The organism is Pseudophaeobacter sp. 1A09344, from assembly GCF_041008745.1.
Lineage (GTDB): Bacteria > Pseudomonadota > Alphaproteobacteria > Rhodobacterales > Rhodobacteraceae > Phycobacter > Phycobacter gallaeciensis_A.
Map to the genome: position 1 here is coordinate 137,891 of NZ_JAXGFS010000007.1, position 14,149 is coordinate 152,039.

Annotated in this window: 11 protein-coding genes; 5 read left to right on the forward strand and 6 right to left on the reverse strand. The window is 62.2% G+C overall.

What is annotated here, in order from left to right; genetic code table 11:
• Nucleotides 1-18: 18 nt before the first annotated feature.
• From SM765_RS13785 to SM765_RS13795, 3 genes are read left to right on the forward strand one after another with little or no spacing between them, the layout of a single operon-like run.
• On the forward strand, nucleotides 19-981 hold the full coding sequence (locus tag SM765_RS13785) for a DMT family transporter (RefSeq protein WP_274838212.1): 963 nt from the start codon (nucleotides 19-21) through the stop codon (nucleotides 979-981).
• A gap of 23 nt (nucleotides 982-1,004) precedes the next feature.
• Nucleotides 1,005-1,625 (forward strand): HAD family hydrolase, encoded by a 621-nt coding sequence (locus SM765_RS13790; RefSeq protein ID WP_065271637.1) that lies wholly within the window; start codon nucleotides 1,005-1,007, stop codon nucleotides 1,623-1,625.
• A complete protein-coding gene (locus SM765_RS13795) occupies nucleotides 1,622-2,539 on the forward strand; it encodes an ornithine cyclodeaminase family protein (protein WP_274838211.1) in 918 nt (305 codons plus the stop codon). Before SM765_RS13790 ends, SM765_RS13795 begins: the two co-directional genes overlap by 4 nt.
• 169 nt (nucleotides 2,540-2,708) lie before the next feature.
• Here the strand turns inward: SM765_RS13795 and SM765_RS13800 are convergent, their stop codons facing one another.
• Together SM765_RS13800 and SM765_RS13805 are read right to left on the reverse strand one after the other, a co-directional pair.
• A complete protein-coding gene (locus SM765_RS13800) occupies nucleotides 2,709-3,731 on the reverse strand; it encodes a hypothetical protein (RefSeq protein WP_274835574.1) in 1,023 nt (340 codons plus the stop codon).
• Nucleotides 3,732-3,995: 264 nt separating this feature from the next.
• Nucleotides 3,996-5,246, reverse strand: coding sequence for an MFS transporter (locus tag SM765_RS13805; protein ID WP_274838210.1), 1,251 nt, complete (start codon nucleotides 5,244-5,246; stop codon nucleotides 3,996-3,998).
• Nucleotides 5,247-5,427: 181 nt separating this feature from the next.
• On the opposite strand from SM765_RS13805, the gene zapE reads away from it, so the two are divergent.
• On the forward strand, nucleotides 5,428-6,498 hold the full coding sequence (gene zapE / locus SM765_RS13810; RefSeq protein WP_274835575.1) for a cell division protein ZapE: 1,071 nt from the start codon (nucleotides 5,428-5,430) through the stop codon (nucleotides 6,496-6,498).
• Between the two features lie 98 nt (nucleotides 6,499-6,596).
• Here zapE and SM765_RS13815 read toward each other — a convergent pair whose 3' ends face one another.
• From SM765_RS13815 to SM765_RS13830, 4 genes are all read right to left on the reverse strand, one after another.
• Nucleotides 6,597-7,871: a bifunctional folylpolyglutamate synthase/dihydrofolate synthase gene (locus SM765_RS13815; RefSeq protein ID WP_274838209.1), complete on the reverse strand. Its 1,275-nt coding sequence runs from the start codon at nucleotides 7,869-7,871 to the stop codon at nucleotides 6,597-6,599.
• Between the two features lie 101 nt (nucleotides 7,872-7,972).
• Nucleotides 7,973-8,935, reverse strand: a complete 963-nt coding sequence (accD, locus tag SM765_RS13820; RefSeq protein ID WP_065271643.1) for an acetyl-CoA carboxylase, carboxyltransferase subunit beta — start codon at nucleotides 8,933-8,935, stop codon at nucleotides 7,973-7,975.
• A 60-nt stretch (nucleotides 8,936-8,995) separates the two neighbouring features.
• A complete protein-coding gene (locus SM765_RS13825; RefSeq protein ID WP_065271644.1) occupies nucleotides 8,996-9,886 on the reverse strand; it encodes a CPBP family intramembrane glutamic endopeptidase in 891 nt (296 codons plus the stop codon).
• Nucleotides 9,876-13,040 carry an ABC transporter transmembrane domain-containing protein gene (locus SM765_RS13830; RefSeq protein WP_274838208.1) on the reverse strand — a complete coding sequence of 1,055 codons (3,165 nt, stop codon included), beginning with the start codon at nucleotides 13,038-13,040 and terminating at the stop codon, nucleotides 9,876-9,878. The genes SM765_RS13825 and SM765_RS13830 overlap by 11 nt, the downstream gene beginning before the upstream one ends.
• 203 nt (nucleotides 13,041-13,243) lie before the next feature.
• Between SM765_RS13830 and SM765_RS13835 the strand changes: the two genes are divergently transcribed.
• The gene (locus SM765_RS13835) at nucleotides 13,244-14,098 is read left to right on the forward strand and encodes a hypothetical protein (RefSeq protein ID WP_274838207.1); all 855 of its coding nucleotides are present in this window, start codon (nucleotides 13,244-13,246) and stop codon (nucleotides 14,096-14,098) included.
• Nucleotides 14,099-14,149 lie beyond the last annotated feature (51 nt).

A 14,149-nucleotide genomic window follows, 5' to 3' on the forward strand; every position in this document is an offset into this window, starting at 1 on the left:
AAGCGTGCAGGGGGGCCCATGAGTCAGGAAATCAAAGTCAGCGTTCTGGGGCTTCTGGCCGCCGCCGGATCGGCCATCAGTTTCTCCGTCATCGACGTGATCTTCAAATTCCTGTCCGGGGATTACCCGCTTTACCAGGTGGTCATGGTCCGCTCTGTGGTGGCGCTGTTGGTGCTGGCGGCGGTGATTATTCCCCTCGAAGGGGGATTTAACATCCTGCGCACCCGTCAGCCGAAACTGCACCTGATGCGCTGCTGCGCGGTGCTGTTTGCCAACATCTGCTTTTTCACCGGGCTGGCCATCATGCCCATCGCCGAGGCCGTCGCCATCGCCTTTGCCACGCCCTTGATCGTGACTGCCCTGTCGGTCGTTGTGCTGAAGGAACGCGTCGGTCCCTGGCGCTGGGGTGCAGTGGCTGTGGGGTTCCTTGGCATTCTGATCATCATGCGGCCCGGCCCCGGCAGTTTCCAGGCCGCCGCGATCCTGCCATTCCTGGGCGCCTGCGGCTATGCCACGCTGCACGTGCTAACCCGCCGGGCGGGCGGCGCCGACAAGGCGGCGACCCTGTCGTTCTACCCCACCTTCGGCTTTCTTGTGGTCAGCGCGCTGGTCGGCCTTTTCACCGGTGACGGGCGGTTTGCCACCGGCGACAACGCCGCAGTGGATTACATCCTGCGCGCCTGGGTCTGGCCCGCGCCTCAGGACTGGTGGCTGTTCATCGGGGTCGGACTGGCCGGATCCGTTGGCGGCTATCTGGTCAGCCAGGCCTACCGGCTGAACGAAGCAGGACTGGCCGCGCCGTTTGAGTATATCGCCATGCCGATGGCCGTGCTCTGGGGCGTTCTGGTGTTCGATGAATGGCCCGATCTGCCGGTCTGGGCCGGTTCGGCCTTGATCATCGGCGCCGGCCTTGTTTCAGTCTGGCGGGAAACCCGGCGCAGCCGCCCGGTGGCCCGCCCGCGCCCACGTTCGGTCGGGTAATGTAACGGAACAGGAAGCAGCAGATGCCCATCGACGCCGTCGTTTTCGACATTGGCCGCGTGCTGATCGAATGGAACCCCGAGGCCTTCTTTGACGCCCGCCTTGGCCCCGAGCGCCGCAAGAGGCTGTTCGCCGAGGTAGACCTTCACGGGATGAATCTGGGCGTGGACCGCGGCGATGATTTCCGCGCTTCGGTCTACGGGCTGGCCGAGCGTCACCCGGAGTGGTCCGAGGAAATCCGCCACTGGCACGACAGCTGGATCGAAATGGCCTCTCCCGAGATCCCGCACTCGGTGCGACTGATGCGAGCGCTACAGGCCCGCGACATCCCAGTGTTTGCCCTGACCAATTTCGGTGTCGGCACCTTTGCGGTGGCGCGCCAGACCTATCCCTTCTTCGATGAATTCGATCGGGCCTTTGTTTCGGGCGATCTGCGCACCATCAAGCCCGAGCCCGAGATCTACGCGCATCTGGAACGCGACACAGGCATTGCGCCGGAGCGCCTGCTGTTCACCGATGACCGCCCCGAAAACATTGACGCCGCCGCGCAACGCGGCTGGCATACCCATCTATTCACCACACCCGACACCTGGGCCGCGCGCCTGGTGGCAGAGGGGCTTTTGACCCCAGAGGAGGCAAAATGAGCATTCCATCCATCGGTTTCAAAGAGGGCGAGGCCCTGCTGGACTGGGTCGGCTTCACCGAGGCGCTGGCCAAGGGGCATGATCTGCCCAAGGCGGAAATCGGCGATACCTTTCTGTACCGCGATCCCGACACGCTGCTCAGCCGATCCGCCTGGATCGATGGCATGGGGCTGGCCGTAAAGACGGCGACGATCTTTCCCGGCAATCCCAAGGCGGGCAAGCCGATGGTCAATGGCGCGGTCTGTCTTTACTCCGATCAGGACGGTACCCTGGACGCGCTGGTGGATTTCCACCTGGTGACCAAGTGGAAGACCGCGGGCGACAGCCTGCTTGGCGCCATGCGTCTGGCCAACCCCGACAGCCGCGACATCCTGATCGTCGGAGCGGGCACCGTCGCCGGATCGCTGGTCGAGGCCTTTGGTGCCGCCTACCCCCGCGCCCAGATCCGGGTCTGGAACCGCACCCAGTCCAAGGCCGAAGAGATGAAGGCCAGCTATCCGCAGATCGAGGTCGCCGCCGATCTTGAAGCCGCCGTGCGCTCGGCCGATATCATCGTCACCTCCACCATGTCATCGACCCCCGTGGTTCAGGGCGCATGGCTGAAACCCGGCCAGCACCTGAACCTGATCGGTGCCTACCGCCCTGACATGCGCGAGACCGATGACGAGGCGCTCTGCCGCGCGCGCATCTATTGCGACAGTTTCGACACCACGCTGGATCACATCGGTGAGTTCAAGATCCCGCTGTCCGAGGGCGTCATCCAGCGCGGCGATGTGCTGGCGGATTTCTATTCCCTCGACAGCTTCCCGGCCTATGATCCCGAGGCGATCACCCTGTTCAAGAACGGCGGCGGCGCCCATCTGGACCTGATGACCAGCCGTCATATTCTGGAGAAATGGCGCGCGAAGGGCTGACGTGCGGTTAATAATCAAAACCTATGAAATCTTGAAGGGACACGGAGCAAGCCTGATCAATTCTTGATCTCGCCAGAGGAGCTGCGGTTTTCTGACGTCCTGTCGATGCAAGTCACCTTTGAGCCCGAAGAACGAACAGCATCAGGGTTGGAGGCCAAGGCGCGCGACATCACGCACGCGCGTCTCGGAGGTACTCCAACCCAATCTCACCAGATTTTTCAAGGAAGCTCAGGACACTAAGAGTGAAACGGTTCTCCTTGCTTGGATCGAGGACGAGTTCACCATCGACCACCGTGATGCCATCAAACATCCGAGTGAATTGGCTTTGCCTTGCCTCTGACATGGTCCAGTCAGCATCAAAGGCAACGCCGTTTTCCGGCTGAACGACCAGCCCTTCTCCAGCAGTATCCAGTGTCGCATAGCCTTTATCATAGTTGGCGGCATGTACGCTGGAGAAGACGTCAACCTGGAGTCTCAACTCGCCACGCTGGAATTCGTCCCGCCGTTTGGCCAGAAGATCGGCGCGTATTGCCGCCAAATCATCCTCTTGTAGCGGCTCGCCAAGCTCCGTCCGTTCCGTGGCATCCCCCGCGAATTGCCCGAACTCATCACTGCGCGCCATCTCAAACGTGGTTTTGATTGCATTCATTTGCATATCGACCATCGCGTTGATCTGATGATCGATGAGCTCTTCTTCGGTCATGCCTACGTACTGCTCACCAAACAAGATCGACCGGGCATTACTGAGCATCTCTGCGCCCTGCGACGCAAGGGAGGACTGCAGGCTGAATTTCATCTGCAACAGACCGGCTGCTTTTGTGTCATCGGACAGCTTCTGAGATTGCTCAAGCTCCAAACCGGACAGTATCGTGTCCTCCGGCAGGCCTTCTCCTGGTTCAAGTTCAAGATCCTGATTTGCCAGCCCGCGGAAAACCGCGCCAATAGTCTCCAACTCATTCCTGACGAGAGATTGGATCTTTTCGAGAACATCCTGCGTCTTTCGCGACAGCGAGGCCGGGCCAACCGACGTAACCCTTGGATCAGAATAGACGCCAGTCATGTCTGTGCTGACACCACGGCTAAAAACACTGGCCGGGCCGGGCGATGCAGCAGGTTGTCCAGCCGGATCAGCCGCCTTGGGCTCTTGAAATAGCGAAGTCGTGTAAGTGCTAAAAGTATTATTGATTTGCATGGTTTACCTCACGATACGGCGGCCGAGCCTCGAATGGACCCATCCACTGTATCACAGTGATACTCATAGAAACGGGTAAACGATGCGGGATGCAATCGTTAAAGTTGTCTTGGGCGACATGCCAGCACGGCTGCTTCCGTCACACGACGTGATGCTCAAGGCTAGCGCCCAGGTTCAAAAATCATCGCGGAGCTAAGAAGCATTCTTGGACGTTACGCCGCGAAGCCGACACTGCTGCGGCATTCGGCACCGGCTGAATTCACTTCACGCCGCCACGCTCCCCAGCGGGCGTTCCCGCACCGGCAAATGCACGATGGCGCTGAAGGCCCCGACGGCCACCCCGATCCACCACACGAAGGTGTAATCGCCATAGGCATCATACATCCGCCCGCCCAGCCAGACACCGAGGAAACTGCCGAGCTGGTGACTGAAGAACACGATCCCATAAAGCGTGCCCATATAGCGCAGCCCGTAAATATGCGCGACGAGGCCCGAGGTCAGCGGCACCGTCGCCAGCCACAGCGACCCCATGACGATGGAGAAGACGATCACTGACGTCGGCGTAATCGGCACCAGGATGAAGGCCGCCGCCGCGATGGTCCGCCCGGTATAGATCGCCGCCAGCAGGTATTTCTTGGAGTAGCGGTTGCCCAGATATCCCGCCAGCAGGGTGCCGCCGACGTTTGCCGCCCCGATCAGCGAGATCGCAACCGCCCCCAGCGCCGAGGTCGAAGTGATCCCGAGGCTATAGAGCGCGCCGCCCGGCATGATCGGCCCGCACATCTCGGTCACGAAGGCCGGGAAATGCGCGGTCACGAACGCCAGCTGATAGCCACAGCTAAAGAATCCGAGGAAGATCAGCGTATAGGACGGATCCTTGAAGGCCTTGATCAGGATGGTGCCCATGCTCTCTTCAAGCTCAGATTTGCTCGCCATCTGCGGCGCGCGCATAAGCGGCAGCGTCAGGATCAGCGCCAGCACCACGCCTGCAAAGATCAGGAACACGGTCTGCCACGTCAGGAAGGACAGCATCCATTCCGCCCAGGGCGCGCCAAAGATTTGCCCGGCAGAGCCTGCCGCCGTGACAATCGCCAGCGACATCGAGCGGTTTTCATCCGAGCTGGCCCGCCCAACGACCGCCAGAACCACGCCAAAGCCGGTGCCCGCAATGCCAAAGCCCACCAGCCATTCATAAGCCTGCATCTGGAACGGCGTCACCGCGCCTGCGCTCAGCACCAGCCCCGCTGCATAGACCAGCGCGCCAAGGATGATGGCCTTTCTGTCACCGATCTTCTCGGCCACCGCGCCAAAGATCGGCTGCCCAATCCCCCAGGCGAGGTTCTGGATCGCGATCGCCAGCGAGAATTCCGAGCGCAGCCAGCCGAACTCCTCGGCGATGGGGATCTGGAACACCCCGAACGAGGCGCGCACCGCAAAGCTGACCATAATGATCACGCAGCCCACGATCAAAACGGGGGTGAACAAGGGTGTTTTCTGTGCCGCTGCGCTGCTCATGCCGGGTCCTTTCAAATCAGAGCTGCGACGGTAGGCATTGCGGCCCCGGGGTCAATTCAAGAAATCTGCGCAGTCACATAAGGAAAATTGATGTGACCTGACTGCCTTCCAGCCAGGCGCTTGTTGCTTCATCCGCCCGCATGGCTTTTCAACCGCCTGCCTGCGCGCTATGGCTGGCGCCATGACCCAGGTTAGCGCGCTTTATCAGACCCGCAGCGAAGCAGGCCAGATCCGCCCGGATCCGGCGCAGCAAGCTGTTCTGCCGGAATTCGACCGTATTGCCGAAGGGCTGATGGCCCCGCCGGTGAAACGGGGCCTCTTCCGCAAGGCTACTCGGGAAGAGGTCAAGGGCCTCTACCTCTGGGGCGGCGTCGGGCGCGGTAAATCCATGTTGATGGATCTTTTTGTCGATAGTCTGGACGGGATCCCGGCGCGGCGGGTGCACTTCCATGCTTTCATGCAGGAGATCCACGCCAAGATGCACGAGGCGCGCCAGAGCGGCGTGCAGGATGCCCTGGCGCCGGTGGCAAAGGAGGTCGCCGACTCCGTGCGCCTTCTGGCCTTTGACGAGATGCAGATCACCGATATCACCGATGCGATGATCGTGGGGCGGCTGTTTGAATCCCTCTTCGAGGCAGGCGTCACCGTGGTCACCACCTCGAACCGGGTGCCAGATGATCTTTACAAAAACGGCCTCAACCGCCAGCTCTTCCTGCCCTTCATCGATCTGATCAAGGAAAAGATGCAGGTCTGGGAAATGGTCAGCCCGGTAGATTACCGGCAGGACCGTCTCAAGGGCTCACCGGTCTATTTCTCGCCTGTGAATGCCGACTCCCGCGCCCAGCTCCGCGCCATCTGGGAGGATCTGTCGGGTGGTGATGCCCAACCCCTGACGCTTGAGGTGAAAGGCCGAGAGGTGGTGCTGCCCGGTTTCAGGAATGGCGTGGCACGGGCAAGTTTTTATGACCTTTGCGGCAAGATGCTGGGGCCGGGCGATTATCTGGCCATCGCCGAAGAGGTGAAGGTGCTGGTGCTCGAGGATATCCCGCGCCTGTCGCGCAGCAACTTCAACGAGGCAAAGCGTTTCGTCACCCTCATCGATGCGCTCTACGAGGCGCAGGTGCGGCTGATCTGCACCGCCGCGGCCGAGCCGGAATATCTATACGTCGAAGGCGACGGTGCCTTCGAGTTCGAGCGCACCGCCTCGCGCCTGCGGGAAATGCAAGACAAGGATTGGGGACAGGACGGCTGAGCCTGCCCCGCGCCGCGCAAGCGGCGCCACGCCCAACGGGATGAGATCGCAAGATCGAAGACGGGCGGGAGCGCCCCTGCCCGCCTTTGCCAAATACCTCAGCCGTTTTCGCGCAGGATATGGCCCGCCAGATAGAGCGATCCGCAGATCAGAACCCGTGCGGAGGGATCTTTGGCGATGATTGCCTGCAGCGCCGACAGGGCATCTTCGGCCCGAGTCGCGGTGATGCCGACGGATTGCGCTGCTGTCTCGGTTTCCTCAGCGCTCAGCGTCGCCGCCTCGCCGGGGATGGAAATGGCCGTTAGGCTCTCCACATGGGGCGCGAGCGGTGCCATGTAGCCGGTCACATCCTTGGTGTTCAGCATGCCGCAGATCAGATGCGTTGGCCGTTTCGGCAGCCCCGCCAGCACATCCGCCAGCGCATGACCCGCCGCCGCGTTATGCCCGCCGTCCAGCCAGAGTTCGGCGCCCGCGGCAGCCTCCACCAGAAGACCGGTCTTCAGCCGCTGCATCCGGGCAGACCATTCAGCCCGCGCCATCGCCGCCTCACAAGCCACCTCATCCGCACCCAGATGGCGCAGGACGGCCAGAGCCATCCCCGCATTCTGCACCTGATGCGCACCGATCAGTGCGGGCATCGGCAGGTCCAGTAGCCCGGCTTCGTCCTGAAAAATTAGCCGCCCGCGTTCCTCGTAGACGTGCCAGTGCTGTCCATGGGCGATCAGCGGCGCGCCAAGGCGAGCGGCGACATCCTCGATCACCTCCATCGCCTCATCATCCTGTGGGCCGACGACCACCGGTACGCCGCGCTTGATGATGCCTGCCTTTTCGCCCGCGATCTTGGCCAGGGTATTGCCAAGGAACTGTTCGTGATCGATCGACACAGGCGTGATCACCGACAGGGCGGGTTTTTCAATCACGTTGGTGGCATCCAGCCGCCCGCCAAGTCCGACTTCGAGCAGCGTGTAATCCGCAGGCGTGCGGGCAAAGGCCTGCAGCGCGGCGCAGGTGGTGATCTCGAAATAGGTGATATTCTCACCGCCATTCTTGGCATAGCACTCGTCGAGCACCTCAGTCAGATGCGCCTCCGAGATCAGTTCTCCGGCCAGACGGATCCGTTCGTGAAACCGCGCCAGATGCGGCGAGGTATAGGCGTGCACCGATTTTCCGGCCCCTTCGAGGCCCGCACGGATCATCGCCTGGGTCGAACCCTTCCCATTGGTGCCTGCGATATGGATCACCGGCGGCAGCCTGTCCTGCGGGTTATCCAGCGCCGCCAGCAGCCGCCAGACCCGGTCCAGCGTCAGGTCGATGATCTTGGGGTGCAGCGCCATCATACGATCGAGGATGGCGTCGGAACTCGCTTTGGTCATGAGTGGCTCCCGAACCGGATCTGATGAAAAAGCCCGCCCGCCGGATCAGGCAGACGGGCGCGGCAAAGCACCCAGCGCGGGCGCTTCTTTCTATGACAGGGCTATTTGCTATCGGCCTCTGCGGCTGCGGCAGATCCCGCGTCGTTTTCGACCTCTGGCGCGGGCAACTCTTCGGCAACCGGTTCCGGCGCAGGCAGATCGCCGTGCACCTGCGGTGGCATGCTCATCAACATGCGGACGATGGTGATCAGCTCCTCACGCAGCTCGGTGCGCGGGGTCACCCGGTCCAGCATGCCGTGATCCAGCAGGTATTCCGCGCGTTGGAACCCTTCGGGCAGTTTTTCGCGGATGGTCTGCTCGATCACCCGGGGGCCTGCAAAACAAATCAGCGCATTGGGTTCGGAGATCTGCACATCGCCCAGCATCGCATAGGAGGCCGTCACACCGCCGGTGGTGGGGTGGGTCAGAACCACGATATAGGGCAGGCCTGCCTCTTTCAGCATCTGCACCGCCACGGTGGTGCGCGGCATCTGCATCAGCGACAGGATGCCTTCCTGCATGCGGGCACCGCCTGCGGCAGAGAACAGGATCAGAGGCCGGTGCAGCTTTACCGCCTCTTCGGCGGCGGCAATGATCGCATTGCCCACATACATGCCCATGGAGCCGCCCATGAAGGAAAAGTCCTGCGCCACCGCCACGATGGGCGTACGGCCCATTTCACCAGCTGCGACCAGCATGGCCTCTTTTTCGCCGGTTTTCTTCTGCGCCGCCTTCATGCGGTCTGGGTATTTCTTCTGGTCGCGGAACTTCAGCGGGTCCGCCAGCGGCTCGGGCACCTCGACCTCGCTGAACACACCACCGTCGAACAGGGCCGTGAACCGGTCCCGTGGGGTGATGTGCATGTGATGGCCGCAGTTGGTGCAGACGTTCAGATTGTCCTTCAACTCGCGGTGAAACAGCATGGTGCCGCACTCATCGCACTTGGTCCACAGGTTCTCTGGGACTTCGCGGCGCGAGAAGATCGAGTTGATCCGCGGCCGGACGTAGTTGGTGATCCAGTTCATATCGTGCCTCTGTAGGGGCTGTTTGGCCCCTCAGATAAGACTCATTGCGCACAAATGCAATCAGCGGCGTATCGCAAGCCGCGCCGTGAGCCATGTCACCAGCATCATGGCAAAGTCGACCGCCAGCCAGGGGCGCAGCGCAGCGCCATCGGACATTTCATAGGGCATCAGGTAGAGCGACAGTCCATACAGACTGGTGGGAGAGGCAAAGACCAGAAGCGCGGTGACGTTGTTGAAGAAATGCACCGCGATGGCAGGTCCCAATGTGCCCGCCCGCGCGGTCAGATCCGCCATCATGCAGCCGAACACCCCGGCCCAGAGGGTGATCAAAAGCGCATTCTCTCCGGCCTCGGCCGGCAGGTAATGGCCGAGCGCGAACAGGGCTGACGGGCCAAGGATCCAGACCGCCGGGCTTTTGAAGCGCGCCGCAAGCCCCTGCTGGATATAGCCACGAAAGACGATTTCCTCTGCACTGGTCTGGATCAGCACCACCAGCAGCGACACCGGCAACAGCGACAGCCACAACCCCGGTTCCAGATTGGGCTGCAGCGGTTCCCCCATATCATAGGGCGGCAGCAGCGACAGGGCGATGCCCAGCGCCAGAAGGTACAGGCTAACCCGGATGAACTGCCGGACCAGCGGTCTCGGATGACCCACGACCGACAGGAAGGAGCGATCCTGCAGCAGCCGCGCGCACAGCGCCACGCCCACGGTGATGAACAGGAACCCGCCCAGAAGCACCAGCATCGCCCCCGGCGTGCTGCCATCGCGCAGCCCCTGCAGCCAGACGCCGGGGAACAGCGCCGCCAGCAGCGGCAGCACTATCGAGGACAGGGCAAAGCTGATGAGGTAGATCAGAACCAGCCCAAGCCCCAGCCGCCACAGCTGCGGTTTCCTGCGGGCGCTGCGCACCAGCGCCTCATGGGCAGAATAATTCTGTCTATTCAGCATTCGGATCCGCATCCTTCAGAGGTCTGTCTTCACTGATCGTACCGCCCGTTTGGTGGGCAATGGACACCATTTTGTCCCGGGCAGTCGCCAGATTACCCGCCACCGTCTCTAGCAAGCGCAGCGCGACGTTGATATCGCTTTCGATCACCGCGCGGTATTCCGCAGCACCGATGCGCAGGAAACGGCAATCCTCGGTAGCGCGCAGGTTCATGGTCCGCGGCTGATCCAGAATCACCGCCAGATCCCCGATCAGCCGCCCGGGTTCGATCACCGTCACCGGCGGCGCCCCGGCGGGCGCATCGGGGAAGGTCAGATCGGCTCGGCCCGACAGGCACAGGTACACTGCATCACCGCTGTCGCCGTGGGAAAAAACCATCTCCCCGGCCGGAACCTCGTGCCAGCCAGCCGAAAATGCCAGAAGACGCTGGTTGCGCGCATCCAGCTGCGAGAACAGCTCGGTTGCGGCAATGATATCGAACTTGGCAGAGAAATCGGCCGCGGCGGCGCCTTCCGGGCTGCCCAGTGGGCGCCGCTCGACCCCGTCGATCCGGCCATCGCGGATTTCGACATAAAGATCGTAGCGCTCCGGATGCTGGATGGTGTCTTCCATGAAGATCATCGTGGTCTGCGGCATCAGATCGCGCAGCTTTTCGCGTGTACGCAGCCGGTTTTCCGCCGTGTGGCTGGCCAGCACCTTGTCCAGGATCAGAATGTCCGGCCGTTTGATCGCGGCGCGGGTAAAGGCGGCCCGTTCCTGAAACACCGGCTCCAGCAGCGATCCGCCCAGTCCGGTTGGCAGATCGTAAAGGATCAACGCCAGCCGTTTGCGCAGCCCGTGGGTATCCAGCACCTCGGCCACCAGCGATTCAACCTGCGCTGCCCGCGCCCCAGCCCGCAGCGAGATCTTGCCGAAGAGAGCATTTTCAAGAACCGTCAGCCGCGGAAAGTAGGATTTCGGATCCAGAGGTCGGAACAAGCCGCCGGTCTGGGCGATCAACTGGGCCGCATGACTCTGGCGGATTTTCAGGATACGCTCCTTGAACCCGGCCGGTAGCCCGCTGCCGATCTGCTCTTCGGTCAAAAGGAATGGCACCGTCATCAGCAGCGCCTGCTCTGCCTCGGGCAGATCATCAGCCCCCTGCGCGGCATAGCGTTCGGCAGCGCTGCAAATCCGGCGATAGAGATCTTCTTCAAGGCCAAGCCGCTGGAACAGCGGGTGATCGATATCTTCGCGTCCAAAGGTCTTGATCAGGGTTTCCACCACGCCAAGACCGATCCCCATGGTTTCCCCGGTCAGCCCTTGCTCGCGTACCAGTCGCAGCAACAGCCCGTCCGGTGCCAGCAATTCTTCGACCGGGATGTCGCGCGACGGCGCCGCAAACAAAAGGTTGCCCGCCAGTGGCATGGCAGGGTTGAACCGCTCGGGATCGAAATGGTGGACGGCATCATCCAGACCTTCGGCCTCCAACCGTTCCCGGATCAGCGGGCGCAGGCGGATGATATGCTGCACCAGCGCCGGGTGGGTGCCATCCTGGAACCGCGCGTGCAGGGTGCGCTGGAACAACTGCTCGTCGATGCCCATTGCCTCGATTAGTTGGAACCACCAATCGCGCACATCTCCTTCGGATCCCAGCCCCGCCAATTCGGGATTGACCCAATCCGCTTCCAGAAGATCGCCACTGTTGCCTGCGCGCTTGGATTCGACCTGTTTGCGAAGGGTGGCCTGATCCCGGCTGATCTTGCCCGGGCGGCTGCGCAGCGGCATCAGCACGTTGTCGCCAAGTGATCCAGAAAACAGATAGGGATGCGAATAGGCATAGCCGATCCGGGCCGCGATCACCCCCTGATGCAGGCTGTCGAGCCGGTGCCCCGAGACCTGAATGCTGCCCTGCGACGGCAAGGTTTCACGGACCAGCAACTGGCCGAACGCCGCACGCTCTGCGTCACTGGTGCTTTTGACCGCAACGCGGGCGCCCGCCGGAATGGTCAGCGAAATATCCTGCAGGACCACCGTCCCGTCGGCATCGCGCACCGAGACATTGCGCAACTCGATATCGCCGCGCAGATGCGGGATCTCGCTCGGCTCGCCTTCGATCAGCTCGGCATCGATCATGCCGCGCGGCGCGAACCGCTCCAGCATGATTTTCCAGCGCAGACTCATGTCCTGCACCTGATTGTAATAGGTCAGCAGTTCCTTCCACGGGGCCGACAGATCCTTGTAAGCGGCCAGCGCCGCCACCAGCGCGCCCACCGTGATATCGCCCCGGATCGCCAGCACCCCGCCGGCCGAATAAAACACGAAGGGTGTCATATGGCCGATCAGGTTGTTGAGGAACTTCATGAAGTATTTTTTGGTGTAGATCCGGCGGCGGATCTCGAACAGACGCCCCAGCCGGTCCGACACTTGCGCCATCCGGTAACGCCAGCCGCCATTGGCGCGCAGATCGCTCATCCCGGCGGCGGTTTCTCCGATTTCCGAGGCCAGCATCCGCACCTCCTGGATGCGGTCCTTGTTCAACAGGTTGATCTGCCGCTGCAACATCGGGATCAGCCAGGCCTGCAGCGGGATCAGCGCGATCGAGACCAGCCCGAACCAAACACTTTGCATGAACAGGAAGGCCACGATGGTCAGCATCTGCCCCAGCTGGAACACCGGCTGCGCCACCGCATCCCCCATCAACCCGCCCATGGGTTCGCTTTCCGAAGTGATCATCGACACCAGCTCACCCTGGCTGGTGGTGCGGAAATAGGGTTTCGGGAACCGCAGCATCCGGTTGATCAGCGTGTAGCGCAGCCGCCGCAGCAGGCGTTCGGCTACGATCCCCTTCAGCGTGTTGAGCCGCATCTTCATCATGCCACCGATCACCACCGCTGCGAGGAAGCCAAAGCACAGGATCAGCAGGTATTCCACCTGAGCGATATCTTGGCCCCAGACCATGATGACAGGCGTTTCGGCCCCGATGGCGTCGTTGATGATCCGCTTGGGCAGCTCCAGCGAGGCGTAGAGAAACGGAAAGGTCAGGACCGTCAGCGCCAGCAAGACCAGCTGCTGGCGGCGCGAATACGCCCAGATAAAAGAAAAGAGAGTCGCGGGCAGATCCTGCGGGCGCTTAAGCGGCCCGCTGCCCGCCCTCATGGGCGTCGGACGTTTCATCGTGATACCTGTGCCACGGCCGGGCCTGTGCCGGTCTGAAAGAATCCTGCGTAACTATGCATCTGGCTGCGCCTTGGCAAGGTACCCCTCGGGCGGGTGTTCACTCTTGTCGTAAGTGTTTCAGGCCTTTATCCCTTTTGTAAACGCAGGATAACGATAATCTGATGCCGGGGGGAGCAGGGGATCTGCGGGATAAAGCAATCATGACGGCTGTCACAGGCACGATCAGGACAATGTGCTCTGCGCGGCGGGATAGCGTGCCCTGCGCGCAGCAGCCCCTGCAGCTCCGTCTGGGCATTGCTGCGCTTGGTCTCTGCGCCCTGCTCAGCGCCTGCGGCCAGGTGCCCGGCGGCGGATTTTCTTTTGCGGCGCCCGGTGGCACAGGTACGCCTTCCAGGCTGACAGAGGTTCGCATGCAGGGCGCCGAGGTGGTGCTTGCGGCGCCACGAGGTTATTGCTTTGACCCCAAGATGCTGCGGCGCGACGCGGCAGACGGGTTTGCCCTGCTGCCGCGCTGTGACCTGCTGGGCGGGCCCGGTTTCTTTGGCAGTCGCAACGCGGGCGTTATCACCGCCACTTTTGGAGAACTTCCGGCCAAGGGCAGAGTGCCATCGGTCTCCGATCTGGCAGCCAGCACGCCCGGCGCCCATATCGTCGCCCGCCGCGAGAATGGCCGGTTGCCACTGGTTAAATTGGATATGCCGGGACACAGCGCCGCCGGAGCCAGCCCCGAACATTGGCGCGGCGCCATGGTGCTGGAGGGTCACGTGATCGTGCTGGCGCTTTATGCCCCGGCAAAAAGCCCCTTGCTGACCGAGCGCGGCGCCGCGCTGCTGGAGCAGATGGCGGAGCTGACACGGGAAGCATCGCGACCAGAACCCGCCCCCGAGGAAGTCGCACAACGCGCCCCGGCGGATCGCAGCCCCCGCCGCACCGCCTCAGGCGCATTGCGTCCCCTCGCCCGCCCTGATGCCCGGACCGGTCATGCAGGCGCGCCCGAAGGTGACAGTGGCGGAAAACTCTCTCTAAGAAAGCGGATTGCCGGTTTATTTGACTGATGTTGCAGGGCTAGATTGGCGCAGGCACCAACCGCAACACCACCACGGCAA